The sequence below is a fragment of the Actinotignum sanguinis genome (assembly GCF_003957255.1).
GTDB classification, from domain to species: Bacteria; Actinomycetota; Actinomycetes; order Actinomycetales; family Actinomycetaceae; genus Actinotignum; species Actinotignum sanguinis.
The window spans coordinates 1-18,183 of record NZ_QDIE01000037.1 but is presented as its reverse complement, the minus strand read 5'-3'; the positions used below and the strand labels follow the sequence as shown (position 1 = coordinate 18,183).

At 59.2% G+C, this 18,183-nt stretch carries 16 protein-coding genes and 1 tRNA gene; 5 read left to right on the top strand and 12 right to left on the bottom strand.

From position 1 onward, the window contains the following. The first annotated feature begins 299 nt into the window (after positions 1-299). On the top strand, positions 300-731 hold the full coding sequence (locus DDD64_RS07960; RefSeq protein ID WP_126135837.1) for a hypothetical protein: 432 nt from the start codon (positions 300-302) through the stop codon (positions 729-731). A gap of 122 nt (positions 732-853) precedes the next feature. On the opposite strand, the gene DDD64_RS07955 is transcribed toward DDD64_RS07960, so the two are convergent. Both DDD64_RS07955 and DDD64_RS07950 read right to left on the bottom strand, forming a co-directional pair. Next, entirely contained in the window at positions 854-1,945 is a 1,092-nt protein-coding gene (locus DDD64_RS07955) for an alpha/beta hydrolase (protein WP_126135836.1), read from the bottom strand. Positions 1,946-1,957: 12 nt separating this feature from the next. Further along, positions 1,958-3,427 (bottom strand): sugar porter family MFS transporter, encoded by a 1,470-nt coding sequence (locus DDD64_RS07950; protein ID WP_126135835.1) that lies wholly within the window; start codon positions 3,425-3,427, stop codon positions 1,958-1,960. Between the two features lie 407 nt (positions 3,428-3,834). Between DDD64_RS07950 and DDD64_RS07945 the strand changes: the two genes are divergently transcribed. Next, positions 3,835-4,731 carry an AraC family transcriptional regulator gene (locus DDD64_RS07945; RefSeq protein ID WP_126135834.1) on the top strand — a complete coding sequence of 299 codons (897 nt, stop codon included), beginning with the start codon at positions 3,835-3,837 and terminating at the stop codon, positions 4,729-4,731. Between the two features lie 132 nt (positions 4,732-4,863). On the opposite strand, the gene DDD64_RS07940 is transcribed toward DDD64_RS07945, so the two are convergent. The 3 genes from DDD64_RS07940 to DDD64_RS07930 form a co-directional block, all read right to left on the bottom strand. Then, positions 4,864-5,355, bottom strand: coding sequence for an Hsp20/alpha crystallin family protein (locus DDD64_RS07940; RefSeq protein WP_126135833.1), 492 nt, complete (start codon positions 5,353-5,355; stop codon positions 4,864-4,866). 164 nt (positions 5,356-5,519) lie between these two features. Continuing rightward, positions 5,520-5,957, bottom strand: coding sequence for a hypothetical protein (locus DDD64_RS07935; protein ID WP_126135832.1), 438 nt, complete (start codon positions 5,955-5,957; stop codon positions 5,520-5,522). Between the two features lie 259 nt (positions 5,958-6,216). Beyond that, positions 6,217-6,289: transfer RNA gene (locus tag DDD64_RS07930), tRNA-Lys, on the bottom strand. A 356-nt stretch (positions 6,290-6,645) separates the two neighbouring features. On the opposite strand from DDD64_RS07930, the gene DDD64_RS07925 reads away from it, so the two are divergent. Together DDD64_RS07925 and DDD64_RS07920 are read left to right on the top strand one after the other, a co-directional pair. Next, complete coding sequence (locus DDD64_RS07925) at positions 6,646-9,417, top strand: DEAD/DEAH box helicase (RefSeq protein ID WP_126135831.1); 2,772 nt, start codon at positions 6,646-6,648, stop codon at positions 9,415-9,417. Positions 9,418-9,630: 213 nt separating this feature from the next. Beyond that, positions 9,631-10,491: a YggS family pyridoxal phosphate-dependent enzyme gene (locus DDD64_RS07920; protein WP_126135830.1), complete on the top strand. Its 861-nt coding sequence runs from the start codon at positions 9,631-9,633 to the stop codon at positions 10,489-10,491. On the opposite strand, the gene DDD64_RS07915 is transcribed toward DDD64_RS07920, so the two are convergent. From DDD64_RS07915 to DDD64_RS07905, 3 genes are read right to left on the bottom strand one after another with little or no spacing between them, the layout of a single operon-like run. Continuing rightward, a complete protein-coding gene (locus DDD64_RS07915) occupies positions 10,488-11,327 on the bottom strand; it encodes an ABC transporter ATP-binding protein (protein ID WP_241227648.1) in 840 nt (279 codons plus the stop codon). The two genes, DDD64_RS07920 and DDD64_RS07915, sit on opposite strands and share 4 nt — an antisense overlap. Beyond that, on the bottom strand, positions 11,324-12,388 hold the full coding sequence (locus tag DDD64_RS07910; RefSeq protein ID WP_126135829.1) for a FecCD family ABC transporter permease: 1,065 nt from the start codon (positions 12,386-12,388) through the stop codon (positions 11,324-11,326). Before DDD64_RS07910 ends, DDD64_RS07915 begins: the two co-directional genes overlap by 4 nt. Continuing rightward, positions 12,385-13,497: a FecCD family ABC transporter permease gene (locus DDD64_RS07905; RefSeq protein ID WP_241227646.1), complete on the bottom strand. Its 1,113-nt coding sequence runs from the start codon at positions 13,495-13,497 to the stop codon at positions 12,385-12,387. Before DDD64_RS07905 ends, DDD64_RS07910 begins: the two co-directional genes overlap by 4 nt. A gap of 134 nt (positions 13,498-13,631) precedes the next feature. Between DDD64_RS07905 and DDD64_RS07900 the strand changes: the two genes are divergently transcribed. Next, entirely contained in the window at positions 13,632-14,672 is a 1,041-nt protein-coding gene (locus tag DDD64_RS07900; RefSeq protein WP_126135828.1) for an iron-siderophore ABC transporter substrate-binding protein, read from the top strand. 118 nt (positions 14,673-14,790) lie between these two features. Here the strand turns inward: DDD64_RS07900 and cas5e are convergent, their stop codons facing one another. From cas5e to DDD64_RS07880, 4 genes are all read right to left on the bottom strand, one after another. Then, positions 14,791-15,444, bottom strand: coding sequence for a type I-E CRISPR-associated protein Cas5/CasD (gene cas5e, locus DDD64_RS07895; RefSeq protein WP_241227651.1), 654 nt, complete (start codon positions 15,442-15,444; stop codon positions 14,791-14,793). A gap of 64 nt (positions 15,445-15,508) precedes the next feature. Further along, positions 15,509-16,621: a type I-E CRISPR-associated protein Cas7/Cse4/CasC gene (locus tag DDD64_RS07890; RefSeq protein WP_126135826.1), complete on the bottom strand. Its 1,113-nt coding sequence runs from the start codon at positions 16,619-16,621 to the stop codon at positions 15,509-15,511. Positions 16,622-16,644: 23 nt separating this feature from the next. After that, positions 16,645-17,286, bottom strand: a complete 642-nt coding sequence (casB, locus tag DDD64_RS07885) for a type I-E CRISPR-associated protein Cse2/CasB (RefSeq protein ID WP_164545971.1) — start codon at positions 17,284-17,286, stop codon at positions 16,645-16,647. A 1-nt stretch (position 17,287) separates the two neighbouring features. Beyond that, complete coding sequence (locus tag DDD64_RS07880) at positions 17,288-17,923, bottom strand: hypothetical protein (protein ID WP_126135824.1); 636 nt, start codon at positions 17,921-17,923, stop codon at positions 17,288-17,290. Between the last annotated feature and the right edge of the window lie 260 nt (positions 17,924-18,183).

Below are 18,183 nucleotides of genomic sequence, written 5' to 3'. Positions count from 1 at the left end.
CCTTACCGCCACACCATTCACGTGGGTAGCTGACGTGGATAGCCTCCTGGAGAAAATAGCACGCGCGAGAACAGTCTTAGAACAAACCCCCACCCCATAACCGGAAACCTAAATCGCGGACGGTGCACTAGCAACACCGGAGCGGGGCGGTGCGACCGGCACGGCCGGCGCGGCCGGCGCGCGAACGTAAGCCGCGGCACGGAAGCGCGTGGGCGGGCCGGGCGGCGGCGTCGTACCGCGGCTAAAGTATGGACAGAAGAAACGAACAACAGGTGCGAGAACGGGAAGCGAGGCGTGAGATGCGCGAAATGGTGCGTAAGGTGGCGGCGAGCACGGCGGCGCTCTGCGCGGCGGGAGCGGGAGCGCTCCTGCTGGGCGGATGCGATGCCGGTGAAACCACCGAGGCCGGGAATTTTATGCGGCAGGCAGGTGCGTCCATGTACGTGGTGAGCGTGGACGGGCGTGAGCTGATCTCCAAAGTGCTGGATTGCAGCGGCGGGGAATCCCAGGTGATGACCGGTACGTTCGAACCGGCAAATAACATTGTGACCTGGAAGGACATCGACGGGAAGGAAATTGGCACCTCGGTGGCGCACTTCGCTGAGGACGGCAAAACCATCACCCTGGCCGATGAAGCTACCCCGAATGCCGGGGCCACCTACGTGCGGGAAGGCTCGCCGGAAGCCGAGCTCATGGCACGCGGGCAAAAGAGCGAGTGCGCGCCTAAGTAAACTTCACGCGCTTACAGGCGTATCACAAGCGCATAAAAGCGGGGCCTTTCTCTATCGAGATGGCCCCGCTTTTCTCTCAGCTTTTCGTCAGCACGCGCGAATCATATCCGCACTCCCGCGCACTACCTGCACTCAAGAGCGAAACGCTGCAGATCCTCGAGTACCTCGCGGCTTTCCTCCAGCCACACCTGCCCCACCGGGAAGACGTGGCCCAGAGTCACCCCGCGCGGCGGTCGATAGGAATGGCATTCCACCGGAATTCCCTTGCGCGAGAGATAGCCGGCAAAAAGCAGCGTCTCGAATTCGATAAAATCATCGGAACTCGTGACGAGATAGGCCGGGGGGAACTCGCAGCGCTCCACGAGCTTTGCGGCGCAGAGCAGGTCCTCGCCGAGCACATCCACCGCGCGGTCGATGAAGCCACCCATCTCCGTCAGATAGGCGAGAGTGGGAAGTGCGGCGTCGTCGTTCCCATAACCGCAGCGATCGGACACGAAAGGCACCAGATCCGAGAGGTCGAACAGACCGGACACAAAAGCCATCCCCGCAACCGATAGCCGATCCTCACCCAGAGCGGATGGCACCGGCGCACTGCCCGGCGCGTCCAGCGCAGCAACAGGAACGTCCAGCGCGGCAAAAACCTCAGGGTTACACAAAGCTGCCACCGCGTACATTCCCAAGGTCGCGCCCGCGGAATCCCCCGTGATAATTACCGACTGCGGATCCACCGGATAATCATCGAGATGCCGCGCAATCCAGGCGCAGCCCGCGAGGACATCGTGGAGTTGGTCGAGGAAATCGGCAGCCGGGGAGAGCCGGTAGCTCAGCGAGAATACCGCACAGCCCTGAGCTGCAAGATGCACACCGAAATTCTTGTTCAACTCCTTCAAGCCGTAAACAAAACCGCCGCCGTGAATATCGATGTACACGGGAAGCGCTTTGCCTCCGCGCAGGTACGCATCGTGCGGAAGGTAGAGATCCAAGCGGTGGAAGGGGTTGTTTTCCCCATCGGGGAGATAGGGAATATCCGCGATAACATCCACCGTTTCCGGGGTATGCCAGCGTTCGCACCGCACGATATCCACATCTAGCACGAAAGATTTCCGTACCTCGATGGCACGTTGCCGGATCTGAGCGGTGACGCCAGCTAGATCCTCATCAATCGGCGTCCACGTTCTGGCCCGCGCAATGTTCTCGGGGGTGTCAGCATGCATGTGTTGTCCTCACTACTCGGCCGGCATATCTTCGAGTTCAACACCGGCGGTTTCCGGAAGAGCCTTCATCACGAAAATCAAGCTCACGGCAGCGAATACGGCGTAGAGCAGATAAACGTTGCCTGTTCCAATCGCGTCCTTCAACGGCGGGAAAGTGGTAGAGACCAGGAAGTTCGCGATCCAGTTGACGGCGCTTGCCACCGCCACCCCGAGGGCGCGAATATTATTCGGGAAAATCTCCCCGAGGACGATCCACATGACCGGGCCCCACGTGAAGCAGAAGGCCAGGTAGAAGATGTACACGGAAACAAGGGTGATCGGTCCCCACATTCCCGGCAGGGTGATGGACGCACCATCAACATCAGCCTGGTAGAAACCGAGAGCAGCGATTCCCAAGAAGATAGTCATCACACTCGAACCGGTGATGAGCAGGAAGCGCCGCCCCACCTTGTCCACGATGAACATCGCGAGGATGGTCGCGATAATCGCGCCGATGGTCCGGTACACCGAAATATTGAGGGCGAGCTGTTCGCTGAAACCGACCGACTTCCATAGCGAGGAATCGTAGTAGAGGATGATATTGACACCGGAGAGCTGCTGGAGGGCAGCGACCGCCATAGCAATCCAGACCACTTTACGCAGCCCGAACGTCTTGCCACGCAGGTCCGAAAGCTTCGCGGCTTTCTCCCCGGAGAGGGTAGCGCGAATTTCCTTGACTTTGCCTTCCGGATCCTTTTCCCCGGTGAGGCGCTGCAAAATTGCGCCGGCTTCCTTATCGCGCCCCTTCATCACGAGGAATCGCGGGGATTCGGGGAGCTTGAGGGAAACAATGAGCATGATGAGCGCGGGGACGATCATGCTGAGAAGCATGATGCGCCAGGTGGGCATCCCGAACCAGAAGGTTTCATCGGCACCGCCAGAAGCGCTCGCGTAGCTCGCGTTCACCACAACGGCGGCGAGGATACCGAAAGCGATGGCCATTTGCTGGAAAGAGCCAAGGAACCCGCGCATCTGCGCCGGAGCTACTTCAGCAATGTACGCCGGACCAATCACTGAGGCGAGGCCAACACCGAGACCACCGACGAAACGGAAAATAATGAAAATCCACACGGTTGGCGCGATCGCGGAGAAGATCGAGCACACCACGAAGAGGATTGCCGCGATGAAAATTGTGGGAACGCGGCCCAGCCGATCAGCAATGTGGCTGGTAAACCACGCGCCAATCACGCATCCGAACAGAGCACAGGAAACCGAGATCCCGCTCATGAAGGCACTGAGATCCCACCCGGTTCTGGAACCGGCAATGGAATCAACCGCACCGTTAATGACTGACGTGTCGTACCCGAAAAGAAAACCGCCGACAGCAGCGGCTAGGCAAACGATAATAATGCGGCGTTTAATAACCGGATCGAGCGGGGCTGGCGATTGTGCAGATTTCGCCGATATCGCGGGCCCGCCGGACCGTTTTTTATTACGCGTCATTGCGCACCTTCCTCCCTATCAACCGTCTCCTTCTCCCATTCGAAGGAGATGCTGTTGTGAGCGAGCATCAGTGACCGTCGCACTCGATCATTGTGAACCGTCGCTAATAGCAGTCACAGGGTGATCCAAGCACCGTGATCCAAGCACCCGGATAAAATGTGACCGTTGGCGGACACTTACTTCTCGCGTGACTGAGCCTAGGCAAAAATCTTCGGTTGATAGTGCTGAAATGTGGCACACCCTATGCCCAAACGTGACATAGTTGCGGCGGTCTGCCTTTTTTCACGAAGAATAGGGGAAACCACGAAAATAGAGGCAGTATCGAATCGCTATAGATACCACCTCACCCCGGATGAGATTCCACAACGGTTAGTTACTATGAGAGACGAATCCGCGAGGAGTTAAGCATGATGGATAACCGTATACACGACCCGAAGGAACCCATCCTCAATCGTGCTTTTTGTGAGGTGGGTTCCATGCCCGCCGAATACCCAGCCCTTGTGCTGGTGCACCGCCATCCGGAAGTTGTCCCGACCCACTGGCATTCCGGAGTCGAGGTTAATTATGTTGTCCAGGGTGGTGGCAGTGTAACTATCGACTCGCGGGTCGAGGCACTGTATCCGGGAAAGCTCTGCATTATCAGTCCCTACACTCCCCATTCATTTATTACAGAATCTCGAGACGGCAAGACTCCTCTTATTCTCTCCATCACCTATGACAGCAGCCGCATTGAACGCATTTATAAGAAAGCTGATCTTTATGTGCTGGCCGTGGATTCTGCGCGAGCTCGCGATGCGGATCGGCAAGCACTCATTGACTTGTGCCTGCGCATGATTGACACAACGCATCTGCTGGGACCCGAACGGGTTTTCGGCATCAACGCGATTCTCTTCGATATCCTCTTTCTGCTTTACCAGAATTTCGTGGTCAAGTGCCGGCCGCGCGGAATTCGGCGTGCTACCGACACCACGATTCTTGCTATTATCAGCGACATCGAGCGGCGCCACCGGGAACCGCTGACCGCTGCGAGCGTGGCGGAAACGCACGGTTATTCGCGCGAGCATTTCAGCCGGCTTTTCCGGCTCAGTACCGGGATGACTTTCAAACAGTACCTCACGCGATTACGGGTCGAGGATGCCTACTACTTGCTCATGGAGGAGCAGGTTCCCACCTTGGAAGATATCGCCCAGCGGGTGGGATTTCCCAGCACCCGCGCACTCAATCGCGCTTTTATGGAACGGCACGGGGTGGCGCCTTTGGAATACCGTAAGCAACGATTAGGGCGCGATAGTTCGGGAAAATGAAAGGCAGCCCCGGGATTGGTAGTATCCCGCAGACTGCCTTTCTCACATCCGCGCCAGTGACCTGGATGCTTATTTAGTGCCAGCATGTACCACGCTTGGGTACCATTCCCTGCACATTTTTATGCTGCAGATTTATGCTGCAGAGCCGGCCGGCTTTTCTTCTGACTTCTGCGCAGCAGGCGATGCGGCGGTAGCCTTGCCCGAACCAATCTGGACCTTACGCCCCTGCGAACCCGCGGTGGTCTTCACCGAAACGGTGAGAACCCCATCGTTGAGATGTGCATCTACCGTGGTGGTATCCACAGCCTGATCGAAGCCCAGGGTGCGAGAAACGGAACGAGTGCGGGTGCCGCCCTCAATTTCTTCTTCCTGCGCAGCCTTGAGGGTGATGTGATCCGGGTAAACGTTCAGGTCAATATCATCCGCGGTAAAGCCCGGAACATCGAAGAGGACTTCATAGCCATCCTCGGTTTGCTTGAGTTGCGAACGGTACTCTAGCGCGAGATTCTCCAGATCGGAACGCCGCCCGTTGACCATCCGAGTAGGAACGGCAAAAAAGCCATCAAAGGGGCTGAGGAAACGGTCCATTGCTGTGGACATCGTGCGATCAATATCGTATGCCATGGTCAATCCTTCTTTCACTTCTATGAACGACGACGCCGCGCGCCTTTCGGCGCCCGGGCCTATCGCCCTGACATCAATCCCAACCCCCACGGACTTATCTTTGTTCCACTCAGTAGCTATTGTTCACTCTAGGCTCAATAGTTGTTGAGTCACTTACGCTCAAGTTAGGAAATATGGGAATCCCGGAGAAGAATCACAAAGAAAAGGAGACCGGCTCCGGCAAGCGCGGCCCCCAATCCGGTGTAGAAGAAGGCGATGAAGGAGTTGGGCAGCAGCCCGCTGGCCCGCACAGCTATGCCTCCGCCCATCATGACGGCCATGAGGAGGTAGGAACGCACATCGAAGAAATGCCAGAAAGGCCGTGCCGGGCGCGGATGGGAGCGAATGCGCCGAATATGCTTCTCGGCAACCTTGGTGAACATCGCCCCGAAGGCGGCGAAAACGAGCGGGGGAAGCAGGCAGATCCACGGCGCACCCAAGGCCGATCCCGCGAAGCTCTCCACTCCAATTCGGGCAACATTTACTCCAGCCAGGCACCACACTCCGCCCCCGAGGGCGATGAGCCCAGTCTTAGAGATATGGAAATAAGGACAATCGCTCATCATCACTCCGTAACTGGTAGCCGCGCATTCCTCTCGCGCGATTCGCACCGTTCACTACCAAGAATAACGCGACACGTGTCGCTTAGATAGTCGTGAAAGCGGAGCGCGATTTCGCCCTGCGCGTAGGTGCCGGGGGTTTCAGTGGGTGTATTCCGTGGAGGTGGTGGCGTAAAAACAAGCAACGACGTACGCTGTGCATACGCGCGTTTTCGCCATGATGACGCGAAAAACCCCGCAGCTTGGAACTGCGGGGCTACTGTACACCGCCTGGGACTCGAACCCAGAACCCACTGATTAAGAGTCAGTTGCTCTGCCAATTGAGCTAGCGGTGCTCGTTATTCTTTTATGTTTGCCGCCCGCGGCGACGAATAGATACTTTACCCAGGGCCACCGCCCAGTGCAAGTTAAGAACCCTCTCTCAGGCTGTTTCCTCCCTCACACCACATCCCCCACCACCCGATAAGCGCGAGATGCCGCGCTTTGCGCCGTCGTACAAACCGGCTCCCACCCAATTTACGCGCCCCGTAACCATTGATTAAGGGCCTGCGCCCAACCCTTAACTCACAGGTTAAGGGTCCGCTAAGCCACAGGTTAAGGGTCCGCTCACCCGCTGGTTCAAGGATCCGCACTGCGCCCCGCAGCAGTTCCGACCAATTTTTATGTCGTAGGAGTGTGGCACCCTTAAGTCATGAGTTCACAGCAGTCAGATCAGCCCGGGGCCGCGGCGCTGCGCCCTCGTCCGCAACTCAATGTTGCCCTGGACCTTCTGGAGGATAAGTATGGGCTCAACCCGCCTGATGATGCCCTTTATGAGGCTTTCACCCAGTGGGCTGATGGCACCGGCCGGCCGCTCTACCCCCATCAGGAAGAAGCGCTGCTCGCCGCTATTGATGATGCGCATATGATCGTCTCCACACCCACCGGGTCGGGTAAGTCACTCATCGCGCTCACCGCTATTTTCTGCGGTCTCGCGCGCGGGAAAACCGCGTATTACACCGCGCCGCTCAAGGCCCTGGTATCGGAAAAATTTTTTGAACTCATCAATGTTTTCGGTGCGGATAACGTGGGGATGGTAACCGGGGATTCCACCATTAACCCCGGGGCTCCGGTAGTGTGTGCCACCGCGGAAATCGTGGCGAATCTGAGCTTGCGGGAGGGCGCCGCGGCGGATATAGGCGTGCTGGTCCAAGATGAATTCCACTATTACTCGGATCCGCAACGCGGTTGGGCCTGGCAGGTTCCCCTCCTGGAACTCACCCGTACCCAGCAGGTGCTCCTCTCCGCCACCCTGGGGGATACCACCTGGCTGGCAGAAGATCTTGAGAAGCGCACCGGGCGCGCCGTCGAACTCATGAGTAACGCGGAACGGCCGGTGCCGCTCTCTTTCTCTTATTCCTACCAGCCACTCGGTGAACTCCTCCTGGAACTCACCTCCACGCATCGGGCGCCCGTCTATGTGGTGCATTTTTCGCAGCGGGAGGCAGTAGCACAGGCGCAAGCTCTCCTCACCCACGCTCTCGTTTCTAAGGAACAGAAAAACCGCATCCACGAAGCCCTCGGGGATTTTTCCTTCGGGCCCGGTTTCGGGAAAATTCTCTCCAAACTACTGCGTTCGGGAATCGGGGTGCACCACGCGGGTCTGCTCCCCCGCTACCGGCGCCTCGTGGAAAAGCTGGCACAGGCCGGGTTACTGCCGGTCATCTCCGGTACGGATACCCTCGGGGTGGGTATTAACGTTCCTATTCGCACCGTTGTCATGACCGGGCTGGCTAAATTTGATGGCCAACGCAATCGCCACCTGAGTGCACGTGAATTTCACCAGATCGCAGGCCGGGCCGGGCGGGCCGGATTCGATACGAAGGGTGATGTTATTGTGCAGGCACCCGAATTTGAAATTGAAAATGCGCGGCTGGTGGCCCGCGCCGGGGATGATCCGGTCAAACAGCGTCGCATTCAAAAGAAGAAGCCGCCGGAAAATACAGTACTGTGGTCGGAAAAGACTTTTGAGTATCTCAAAGGCGCAGCTCCGGAAACCCTTACGTCCCACATGCGGGTATCCCACTCGCTCATGCTCAATTTGTTCCAGCGGCCGGGGGATAATGTCGCGGCCGTAACCAAGTTACTCACGGATAATCACGAACCGCGCACGGCTTCCAACCAACTCATCCGGCAAGCCACCCGCATTTACATGTCTCTCGAGCGGGCGGGCGTTATCCTGCACCGTACTCCGCAGTGGCTAGCGGAGCACCCGGGCCACTCCCCCATCGAATACGCACGCGAAGTTCCTGATGACTTCTCCTTGAACCAACCGCTGGCACCTTTTGCCCTGGCCGCGCTGGATATCCTTGATCCGGATAGCCCGGAGTACGCCCTCGATGTCATCTCGGTGATCGAAGCGGTCCAGGATAACCCCATGCAGGTCCTCTACGCGCAGGAACGCGCAGCGCGCGGGCGCGCAATCGGCCGAATGAAAGCCGCTGGCATCGGCTATGACGAACGCATGGCCGAAGCCGATAAAATCACCTGGCCCCAACCGCTCGCGGAAGAACTCGGTGCGGCACTCCAGATATACCGGCAAACCAATCCCTGGGTGGATGACTTCCAGCTCTCCCCCAAATCCATCGTGCGGGAAATGATCGAAAACGCGATCACCTTCTCGGAATTTATTTCCCGCTATGACCTGGCCCGTTCCGAAGGCACGTTGCTGCGCTACCTCACAGATACCTACAAGGCGCTGCGCCAAACGGTGCCGCTGGAGGCCCGCACCCAAGATCTTGAGGATATGACCGCCTGGCTGGGCAGCCTGGTACGCTCGGTGGATTCCAGCCTGCTCGACGAATGGGAAGCCCTGCGTGATGGCCGCATTACCACCGCAGACATCACCAATCTTGACAGCAGCACCGGCGGAGCTCGCGAACGCGCCTTCGGTGCTGATGAAGATGGAAAGGTCACGCTCTCGCGCAGCCCGCACGCACTGCGCGTCTCCATCCGCAATGCGCTCTTCCGTTTCGTGGAAGCCGTAGCACACGAAAACCTCGACTGGCTTGATAGAGCGGCACTCGATGATGGGGCCGGCGTGGCCCGCGGGGAAGGCATCCCGCTCTGGGTGGGCGGCCCGGTCTGGGATGGCGATGCCTGGATGGATGCCACCGATGCTTATTTCGATTCCTACCAGGAGATCGGCACCGGTGCCGCAGCACGCTCCGCCCAACTCGTCACCGTGCTCGAACACCCCGACCGCGCCGATTTCATCACCGCCGGAGTTCCGGCAGCCCACGTGGATAGCGTCATGGACAACCTCACCTCCGCCACCGGGCGTCTGCGTGCTTGGTTGGTGCGTCAAGTTTTTGACGACGGCGCAGGTGACAACTCGTGGGGATTCTGGGCAGTTGTGGACCTCGAGGCAAGCGATGAAGCCGGGCACGCTATCCTCGACATTATTAGCGTGGGAGAACTATGAGCCCGCTGCACCCGCCACCACTACCCCGGTGATGAAATATACGCCGATTCGGAAAACGCGGCACCAGTTCTGAAACCATGTCACCAGTTCTGAAACCATGCCATCAGTTCTGAAACCATGCCAGCAATTCTGAGACCATTTCCCCAGTTCGCGGTGCAGAGATCTACCATAAACAGCGGCGGATACCCGATACCTGTGGAGTTGATACAAACCATGACACATACGGAGCAGGGCAGGCTTGCTCACCTCGCCGAATTGTCCAGCATAGTCCCGACCGCGGAGGAGATCCCCGGGCGCATCAACCTGGTGCGTGACGCCCTGCGTGGAGCGGAAGAAGCTGCCGGCATACCGCTGGGCACCGCTCGGCTCCAAATCGTGGTGAAACACCAGTCCATCACCGCCATTCACGCTGCGCTTGCCGCCGGATCCCGCCTTATGGGCCAAAACTTCATCCAACAACTCCAGGACGTAGAAACCCAGCTCGCAACTCCCAGCACGGGTGCAGGCCCATCGGCACGCCTCATCCACGACGCCAGCGCTTGGGAAGGCAGCGGCATCGCCCCGGCCAGCGCTGGAAACCCACCCCACTGGACCCATGTCATCGGCCACGTGCAATCGAATAAAGCCGGGCGCGCCCTCGAACTGGCCGATTGCATCGAAACTGTGGACAGTCTGAAACTTGCCCAGCGCCTCAACCGGCTCCAAGGCCGCTTGCGCGAAGAAGGCAACGCCCACGGCCCCTTCTCCATTTACGTCCAGGTCAACTCCTCCGGAGCAGCCAGCCAGTACGGAGTGGAACCCCACCAGGTAGAAGAACTGGTAGGGCAGATCGCCGAACTCCCCCACCTGCGAGTAGATGGCCTCATGACCATCGGAGCCAATACCACTGATGAACGGGAGATCGCCCACTCCTTCGCGCTTGTGCGTGAACTGCGGGATAAGCTCCAGCGCGAGCACCCCAGCGTACGGGAACTCTCCATGGGAATGACCCACGACATGGGCATCGCCGTGGCCGAAGGCTCCACCCAGGTACGTGTGGGCAGCGCCATCTTCGGGCCCCGGCCCGCGGCCTAAATACCTGCCGAAACCGGCACGACCATCGGGGTGCCCGTCACCGGATCCGGGATAACTACCGCAGTTATCCCGTAGATTTCCGCAATGTTTTCCGGAGTGAAAACCTCGATAGCCGAACCCGAAAAAGCAATACGCCCATGCTTCATCGCGATGATATGAGTGGCGTAACGCGCCGCCTGATTCAAATCATGCAGAACCGCCACCAGAGTGCGGCCCTCCCGATTCAGTCGAGCACACAAGTCCAAAAGCTCAATCTGGTAAGCGATATCCAGATACGTCGTCGGCTCATCCAAAAAAATAATCGGTGTATCTTGAGCCAGAACCATCGCCACCCACACCCGCTGGCGCTCCCCACCCGAGAGCTCCCCCAGCAGCGCATCAGCAAAATGCGCGGTACCCGTAGCCGCCAAAGCCCGAGCAACCGCCTCCTCATCACGTGCCGAAGGCCGCGCAAACAAACCCTGGTGCGGGTAACGCCCCCGAGCCACCAGCTCGGCAACCGTAATACCCTCCGGAACATGCGGAGACTGCGGCAACAACGCAAGTTCCCGCGCGAAATCCCGCGAGCCCATCGCCGCGATATCTCGCCCATCCAGCAGCACCCGGCCGCGCGCGGGCGAAAGTAACCGTGCCAAACCGCGTAGCAGCGTGGACTTCCCGCACCCGTTCGCCCCCACGATCACCGTGAACGAGCCATCCGGGATCTCCACATTCAGCTCCCGCGCCACGGCGACATCCCCATAGCCCAGGCTCAGATCAACACCGCGCAAACGCGCCGCACCGGCCGAGCCAGCCGCACCCACGTTCACGCCACCGCTGTCGCCACGCATATTCATCGTCCCTTCCGTTGCGACATCACCACAACCAGCACATAAAGGCCACCGACCACCGTGGTAATCGCACCCACCGGAACCGGCCGAGCCAGCGCATATTGGGCGAAAAGATCGGCCAGGAACAAAATCGAGGCACCTGCTAGCGCGCTATGCACCAGCGAAATTCCGCGTCGCCCCGCCGCCATCCGCCCCACCTGCGGAGCAGCCAGAGCCACAAAAGCAATAGGTCCGGCTGCCGCCGTCACCACACAGGTCAAAGCGATACCAACCGCGAGGATCCCCCGGCGCGCCCTCTCGACCGGCAAACCGTGTGCAGCTGCGGCGTCGTCGCCTAATTCCAGCTGCCGCAACGGCCGCACGCAACACGCCACTAACGGAAGCAAAAACACCAAGAAAACCAACGCGGGCCCGATCTTCGCCCACGATGCCTGCCCGAGCGTTCCAGCGCCCCACACCGCGAGGCTGAGCGCCACCTCATCCGAGGCCCGCAACAACAGCCAGGTATTCGCCGCGCTAAGCATCGCCGTCATACCGATTCCCACAATAATGAGACGGAACCCAGACACGCCGTTGCGGTAGGCCAGCGCGTAAATAATTATTCCGACGACGACGCCACCTGCCAGCGCCCCCATACTCACCGCAACAGCTCCACCCACCAGGAAAGTCCGGGTGAGAATAACGCCGGTATAGGCACCGGCATTGAATCCGATAATATCCGGCGAGCCGAGCGGGTTACGGGTAAGAATTTGGAAGAGCGCACCCGAAAGCCCGAGCGCTGCCCCGAAGGCCACCGCGGCGAGGATCCGTGGCAGGCGCCAGGTCAGAACCACCTGGGCCGCGAAGTCACCGTCACCCGCGGCAACCGCGCGTATCGAATCCGGGGTGAAGCAGGCCGCCACCTCGCCCAGGCTCAGGGGCAGATCCCCGAGGAGGAGAGCCCCCACGCACCCGAAAGCCAAAGCGAAGCTCACCGCGGCCGTAACCAGGCGGGAACGGCGGCGGCGTCGTAGTGCAACGTGGCGAGAAGGGGACTTTAAAGCAGCAGGTTGGTGCGAAAAACTCATAGCGTGAAAGCCTTTCGCCGGCGCACGAGGTAGATGAGGACCGGGGCACCCAGGAAGGCGCACATGACCGACACGGGAAGTTCCCCGGTCGGGAGAATAATGCGAGCGAGGATGTCCGCGGCGAGAAGGAGGGCCGGGGCCCAGAGCGCGGACAGTCCCACAATCCAGCGTTGATCCGCCCCGGCAAAGGAGCGGATAGCGTGCGGGGCCATGAGACCGATGAAGGAAATAGGGCCGGCGATAGCAACCGCACCCCCGGTGAGTACCGTCATGGCCGCCACTCCGGTCAGGCGGATCACCGTGACATGAGCACCGAGTGCGCGAGCGGCGTCGTCACCGAGAGCAATGATATTGAGAGCCGGGGTGAGTGCGGCGGCCACGATGAGCCCGAGAGCGAGAAGCGGGAGGACCGGCAGGATCACCTCCCAGGTGCGGTTTTCCAGCGTGCCCGCCGTCCAGACGAGGATTTCGTTGAAAGTACGCGGATCAGCCAGGCGTAGCACACCCACGATGCCGTTGAGCACGGCAGAAAGCGCCACCCCGGCCAGGATCAGGCGAACCGGATCCGCGCGACCGCTGCGGTGCGAGCCGATGAGGAGGACCGCCGCGGTGGCCAAGAGTGCACCGGCAACCGCCCACCACATGTAGATACTCGGCCGGCTAATACCCGCCACCGCGATAGCGAGAGTCACCGCGAAACCGGCACCGGCCGAAACCCCGAGGATCCCAGGTTCGGCCAGAGGATTGCGGGAAATCGCCTGGATGAGCGCGCCGGCAACCCCGAGAGCTGCACCGATGGCAATAGCTGCGATGGTGCGCGGCGGGCGCAAAGTAAGCACTGCTTGCGCGTCCATGGAATCGCGGTCTGCGCCGGAAAGAATAGTAAACAGTGTTCCCGGGGAGATGGGGCGGGCGCCGATGCAGATGGAGAGAATGGCCAGTACAAGAACAGCGATCACTCCGGCGATAAGAGCCGCGGTGCGCCGGCGCGCGATGGTGCGGCCGGGGGCCGCGGGGGTCCGGTCCGGGTTCCGGTGATCCTCGGAATGCGCGGAAGCGGGGCAGGCGCGGCGTCGTACCGAAAAACGGTGGTGGACGGTGCTGTTCATAACGAGAACAGGCTACCCCAATTAAACAACGCCAGCGTATCCTAATAGGGCATCTGTGGTTTCAGTGACAACCACACGACCACCGCAGCCGCAGGTGCGTCCGGCCGCGAGTGCGGCATCCACGAAAGGAAGTTATGAAGAAGTCCCTGACCGCGTGGGCAGGCACCGTCCTGGTGGCTTGCCTGGCTTTTGCCGGATGCGGTTCTCAGAAGAGTAATGATTCTGCCAATTCCTCGGCGTCCCCTGCCTCCTCCTCCGCAGCGGCAAGCTCCGCAGCGGACGGGAGCGCCGCAACCGAGGCCGTGTTCCCCGCGACGATTGACACGAAGTTCGGGCCCGTTACCGTCAAGGAAGCCCCGCAGCGCGTGGTCGCTCTGGGCTGGGGCGATGCCGAAGTGGCGCTCTCGCTGGGCGTGCAGCCGGTGGGCGCGGCCGACTGGCTGGCTTTCGGTGGTAATGGCGTTGGCCCGTGGGTGAGCGAATCCTATGAGAAGGCCCCGGAAATCCTGGGCACGATGGAGCTGTCCTACGAGAAGATCGCGGCGCTCAAGCCGGATCTTATTCTCGACGTCAAGACTTCGGGTGATAAGGAACGCCACGATAAGCTTTCCCAGATTGCGACGACGGTCTCGCTGCCGGAGGGCGCGGATAATTGGCTGACCTCCACGAAGGACCAGGTCACCATGATTGGTGCGGCGCTGGGTAAGCCGAAGGCCGCCGCGGCGCAGCTGGATGCGGTGGAAAAGAAGTTCGCTGAGGTTACGGCCGCGCACCCCGATTGGAAGGGTAAGTCGGTGACGGTGGCGACGAAGACCTCCGAGGGCTGGGGCGCCTACCTGAAGGGTGATACTCGCCTGGAGTTCATGACGAAGCTGGGCTTTGTGCAGAATCCGAAGGTTCAGGAGCTGGCTCCGGCCGATGGCGGTTTTGCTGTGCAGCTCTCCGCCGAGCAGCTTGATGCGATTGACGCGGATCTGATTGCCGCGTTCCCGATTTTCATTGATACCGCGCAGATCACCGAAGACGCCACCTGGCAGAAGGTCCCGGCAGTTGCGGCCGGCCACGCTTTCGTGGTGGATGGCGACCTGTCCAATGCGTTCTCCCTGGGTACCCCGGCCGCGCAGCTGTGGGCCTTGGACAAGCTGACGCCGCTTATTGAGAAGGCTGCGAAGTAAACGCTGAGCTTTTAGGCCGCTGTTAGGTGCTACGGCCTGGTGCACAGATTCGCGCAGAACGCCCCGGAAAGACCACTCATATGGGTGAGCTTTCCGGGGCGTCGGCTATGACCTGGCGCTAGCGGTCCAGAAGCGCGGACACTCGGTTCATCCACTCGCCTCGATTGCTCACCACGTCAACCATGCTCGACGTTCCTGGGAGAGCTCCGGGCCCGCTGTCCGCGGTGTACGGGGCGCGCGAATACGTCCAGACCTGTTTTTTCGGTTTCTCGAAAGACGGGTCACACACCGGGATCCGGTTGAGCATGTCATCCTCGCCGCGTCCCAGATAGAACGGGAACGACGGCGCAAAGGCTTTCTTCCCCAGGTAGGTAACGAAGGCAGGGCTGCGCAGCGCGGCGTCGACCTCTTCCTGGTGATTCGGGCACGTTACCCTCACAAGGAACTCAGCTCCGGCCAGGTAGGTGCGGCGGATGATCGCGTTAGAGTTTTGCTGATCCGGGGTGAAAGCGAGATTCTTATCCGAGTCGCTTTGTTTCCGGATCCACAACTGGCGCGTTCGGAACTCACGTTCGTCATTGCGGAGACCGCTTTTGGTAGCGCGGGGATTAATGGTCTGGAATTCACTGATGAGGCGACCGGGGCGATCAACCCGTACTGTAAAATCAGCGCCCTCTAACCACTCTGGCCATTCTTCACGCGGAGCGCCTAAAGCACCCGCGAGGAGACCAAGGAGACCGGACCTCGTAGGCCGGAGCTCCGAGTTGACCACGTTCCCCGTCACTCACGGCCCCGCCCAGGATTGCACGGGGCCCGCTAGCCGCAGGAATGTTGGGTTACTCATTCTGGCCACCCAAGATCCACGCCACGACCGTGTCAACCAGGCCGTTCTTTGAGGTGGGTTCCACCCCAAACAGCTCTTCCAGCTGCGGGAACGTTCCTGTAAGAGCCAATGCGTCCCCGAAGTTATCGGGATCGAAGCGCCGGGCAGCATGGAATTGCTCTCCTAGGGCTCGCACGGAGGGTTCGAGGAAACCGCCACGGGAACTATCTGGTTGCACCGGAGTTTCAAAACTGTAGGCGCAGCGGTAGCGCTGTTCTTCGGCAAGGGCAACGACCGGCTGCGTGTAGGGAGCCGTCGAATGTTCTTTACCGCGCGGCTGGCCGTAAATGAGAGCGGTAATCATCTGACGTAGGTTTTCCTCTGCCTCTGGTTTACCAAAAGCGGTCCAGCTCGCCTGGAGTTGTTCCCGATCAATCGTCACCGTGCGGTAGAAAATACCGCTGGTAAATTGACTTACTCCAAGGTAGGTGGCTCCGCTGCGGGATTCTTCCCCGGTGAACTTGTTTTGCTCACGAATATCATCAACGGTGGAGAAATAATCGGTGCCAATAGTGGCGGCGTGGGTGGTCACGGCAGGAGATACACTCAGCGCGGCTTCTGTACCCTTCTCAGGTTTCGCCGCAAACATACGTCCGAAAGCGGCGATGGCTAGGGAACCTGTACATCCGTTGAGCACGAAGTCGGTATCAGGATCGACTTCACCAGCCACAACCTGTGCTGCAACCTGGATTTCTTCTCCACTCAGCCAGATCGAACGATCCGCTTCAGCGGCTCCCGCGCCATCATCGGCATCCGCTTTCGCCTGCTTCTTGGTGAATTGACCGACGAGGGCACGAGCCTTTGTCAAGGTTTTCTTCGGATCTAGATCGGGGGAAAGCTTGAGTGCGGCGTCGCGAATAACCTCTTCGAGCTTGCCAGAGCGCACCGAAACGTCAAGGCTGGCAGTTTCGTAGGCAACGCGTGCGCCACGCTTGATGGCCTGCGAGGAATGCATGGCGCGGAGAACGCCGCCTTCCATGAGTCGCTTCGGTGTTCCCGAATCATCCCGATTGAGATTGGAGTAGCTAATGGGAGTAAGGAAATGGAGGGTTAGGTGACGGTACATGATTGGTCCTCTCGGTTATTGTTTTAGTTTTCAGGAGCTTCGGCAGAAACGGTCTCAGATTGATCCGAAACCTTGAGTTGGGGTGCGGAATAGAATTCCTCGATTACTCGCATTCGCACGTGTTGGGATTCTGGCGACAGTCCATTACCCCAGCGCATCAACGTATCGGCAATATCGAAATAATTGACAGGAGGAACCGGACCCGGAATCGTTGATGCCACATCAAAAATTCGTTTGATGGATCGAGCTGCTTCTTCCATATCTTGGGTATGTAGGTACGCTAGGCGCGCGGCAATCATTCCTGGATTATCTGGTGACACGGATTGTGAACGCCCGTTTTTACCTTCAGCGGTTGCCACGCGATATGCCCACCGCCCCAAACTGTTGCGACGCTTACCCTCACTGGAATGAGGCACGCGATCATATTCCGCGGCCAAGGCTGCCACCCGCAGCAAGGCATTACGCTGCTCGGGGCGTGCATCTTCTGGCACCGCGGGTAGGACATAGGGATAAGCACGCACTTGAGTGAACGGCGTTGCCCCTTGCCGAATCACAGCGCACGCAGCACGAGATCTAGGATTATTCTTTTTCTCTTTAGCCCATTTTGAAACTTCAAGCAGCAACGCCTTCCAAGACTGCTGCTCCGGGACATCTGGTTGCGTCATGTTATTTCTCCTCATGAGCCGTGGGAACATCAAATTGTTTGGTAACAGCCCGAATATGCCGAGCAACATTCGAATAAACTGCCGCGAAGAGCGCCGGATCTTGCCCCCGATAGGGGGAAATCGCTTCTTCAAAAGCTTTGAGAGCAACCTGCGCAGCCCCGCCGCGAGCCGCACGGATTTCTTCAGGACGCCGCTCAGCGGTTGTCACTTGAGAAAGAAAATCTTCATAGGAGCGGGTGATCGCGCGCCAGAAAATATCCGATGCCGAATCCCGATAGTTTTCAAGCGAGTCAAGAACGGTGGGCATTCCATTAGAGGCAACGGAGGCCGCTCCGCGTGCGCGCCGGAAAGGTTGGATTACACAGTAATGCAGGGCCTGGATAAACTCTGCGTGGCGCCGGACTTGGCCCTGCGCCCGATCCGACAGCCCGAAAGCCCATAGCTGCGGATCTGCCACATCAACCCGCGAGGAGCGGATCACTGGAGAAGAAGCAGTTCCTTCGATGTAGTGGCGAATGAAAACCAGATGGCAGTCCGCGGAAGAAAGAATGTGGTCGTGTTTCTTGAATGCTTGGGCCAGTTTACCGAAGGCGGCCCACTCCACCGCTAAATCAGTTGCATCCCTTCCTACATCCATCCGCTGAGCCTTCAATTCGCCGGCCTTATTAGGCAAATACAGGTAGAAGGGATCGCTTTGATCGCGCTCAACCCAATAGGCTTTTCGGCTTTCTTTCGTTGTTCCCGCCTCGGGGGGAATCCACGCCGGTGGGGGTCAAGTCCTGGGTAGTGGTGTATCTGTGTTCTCGAATCATGATTGTCATTCTCTGGTTTCGATACTAATAAGGACTGGATATCAGATACCGGTCAAGCAATAACGTCCTTCCCACTAATAGTCTT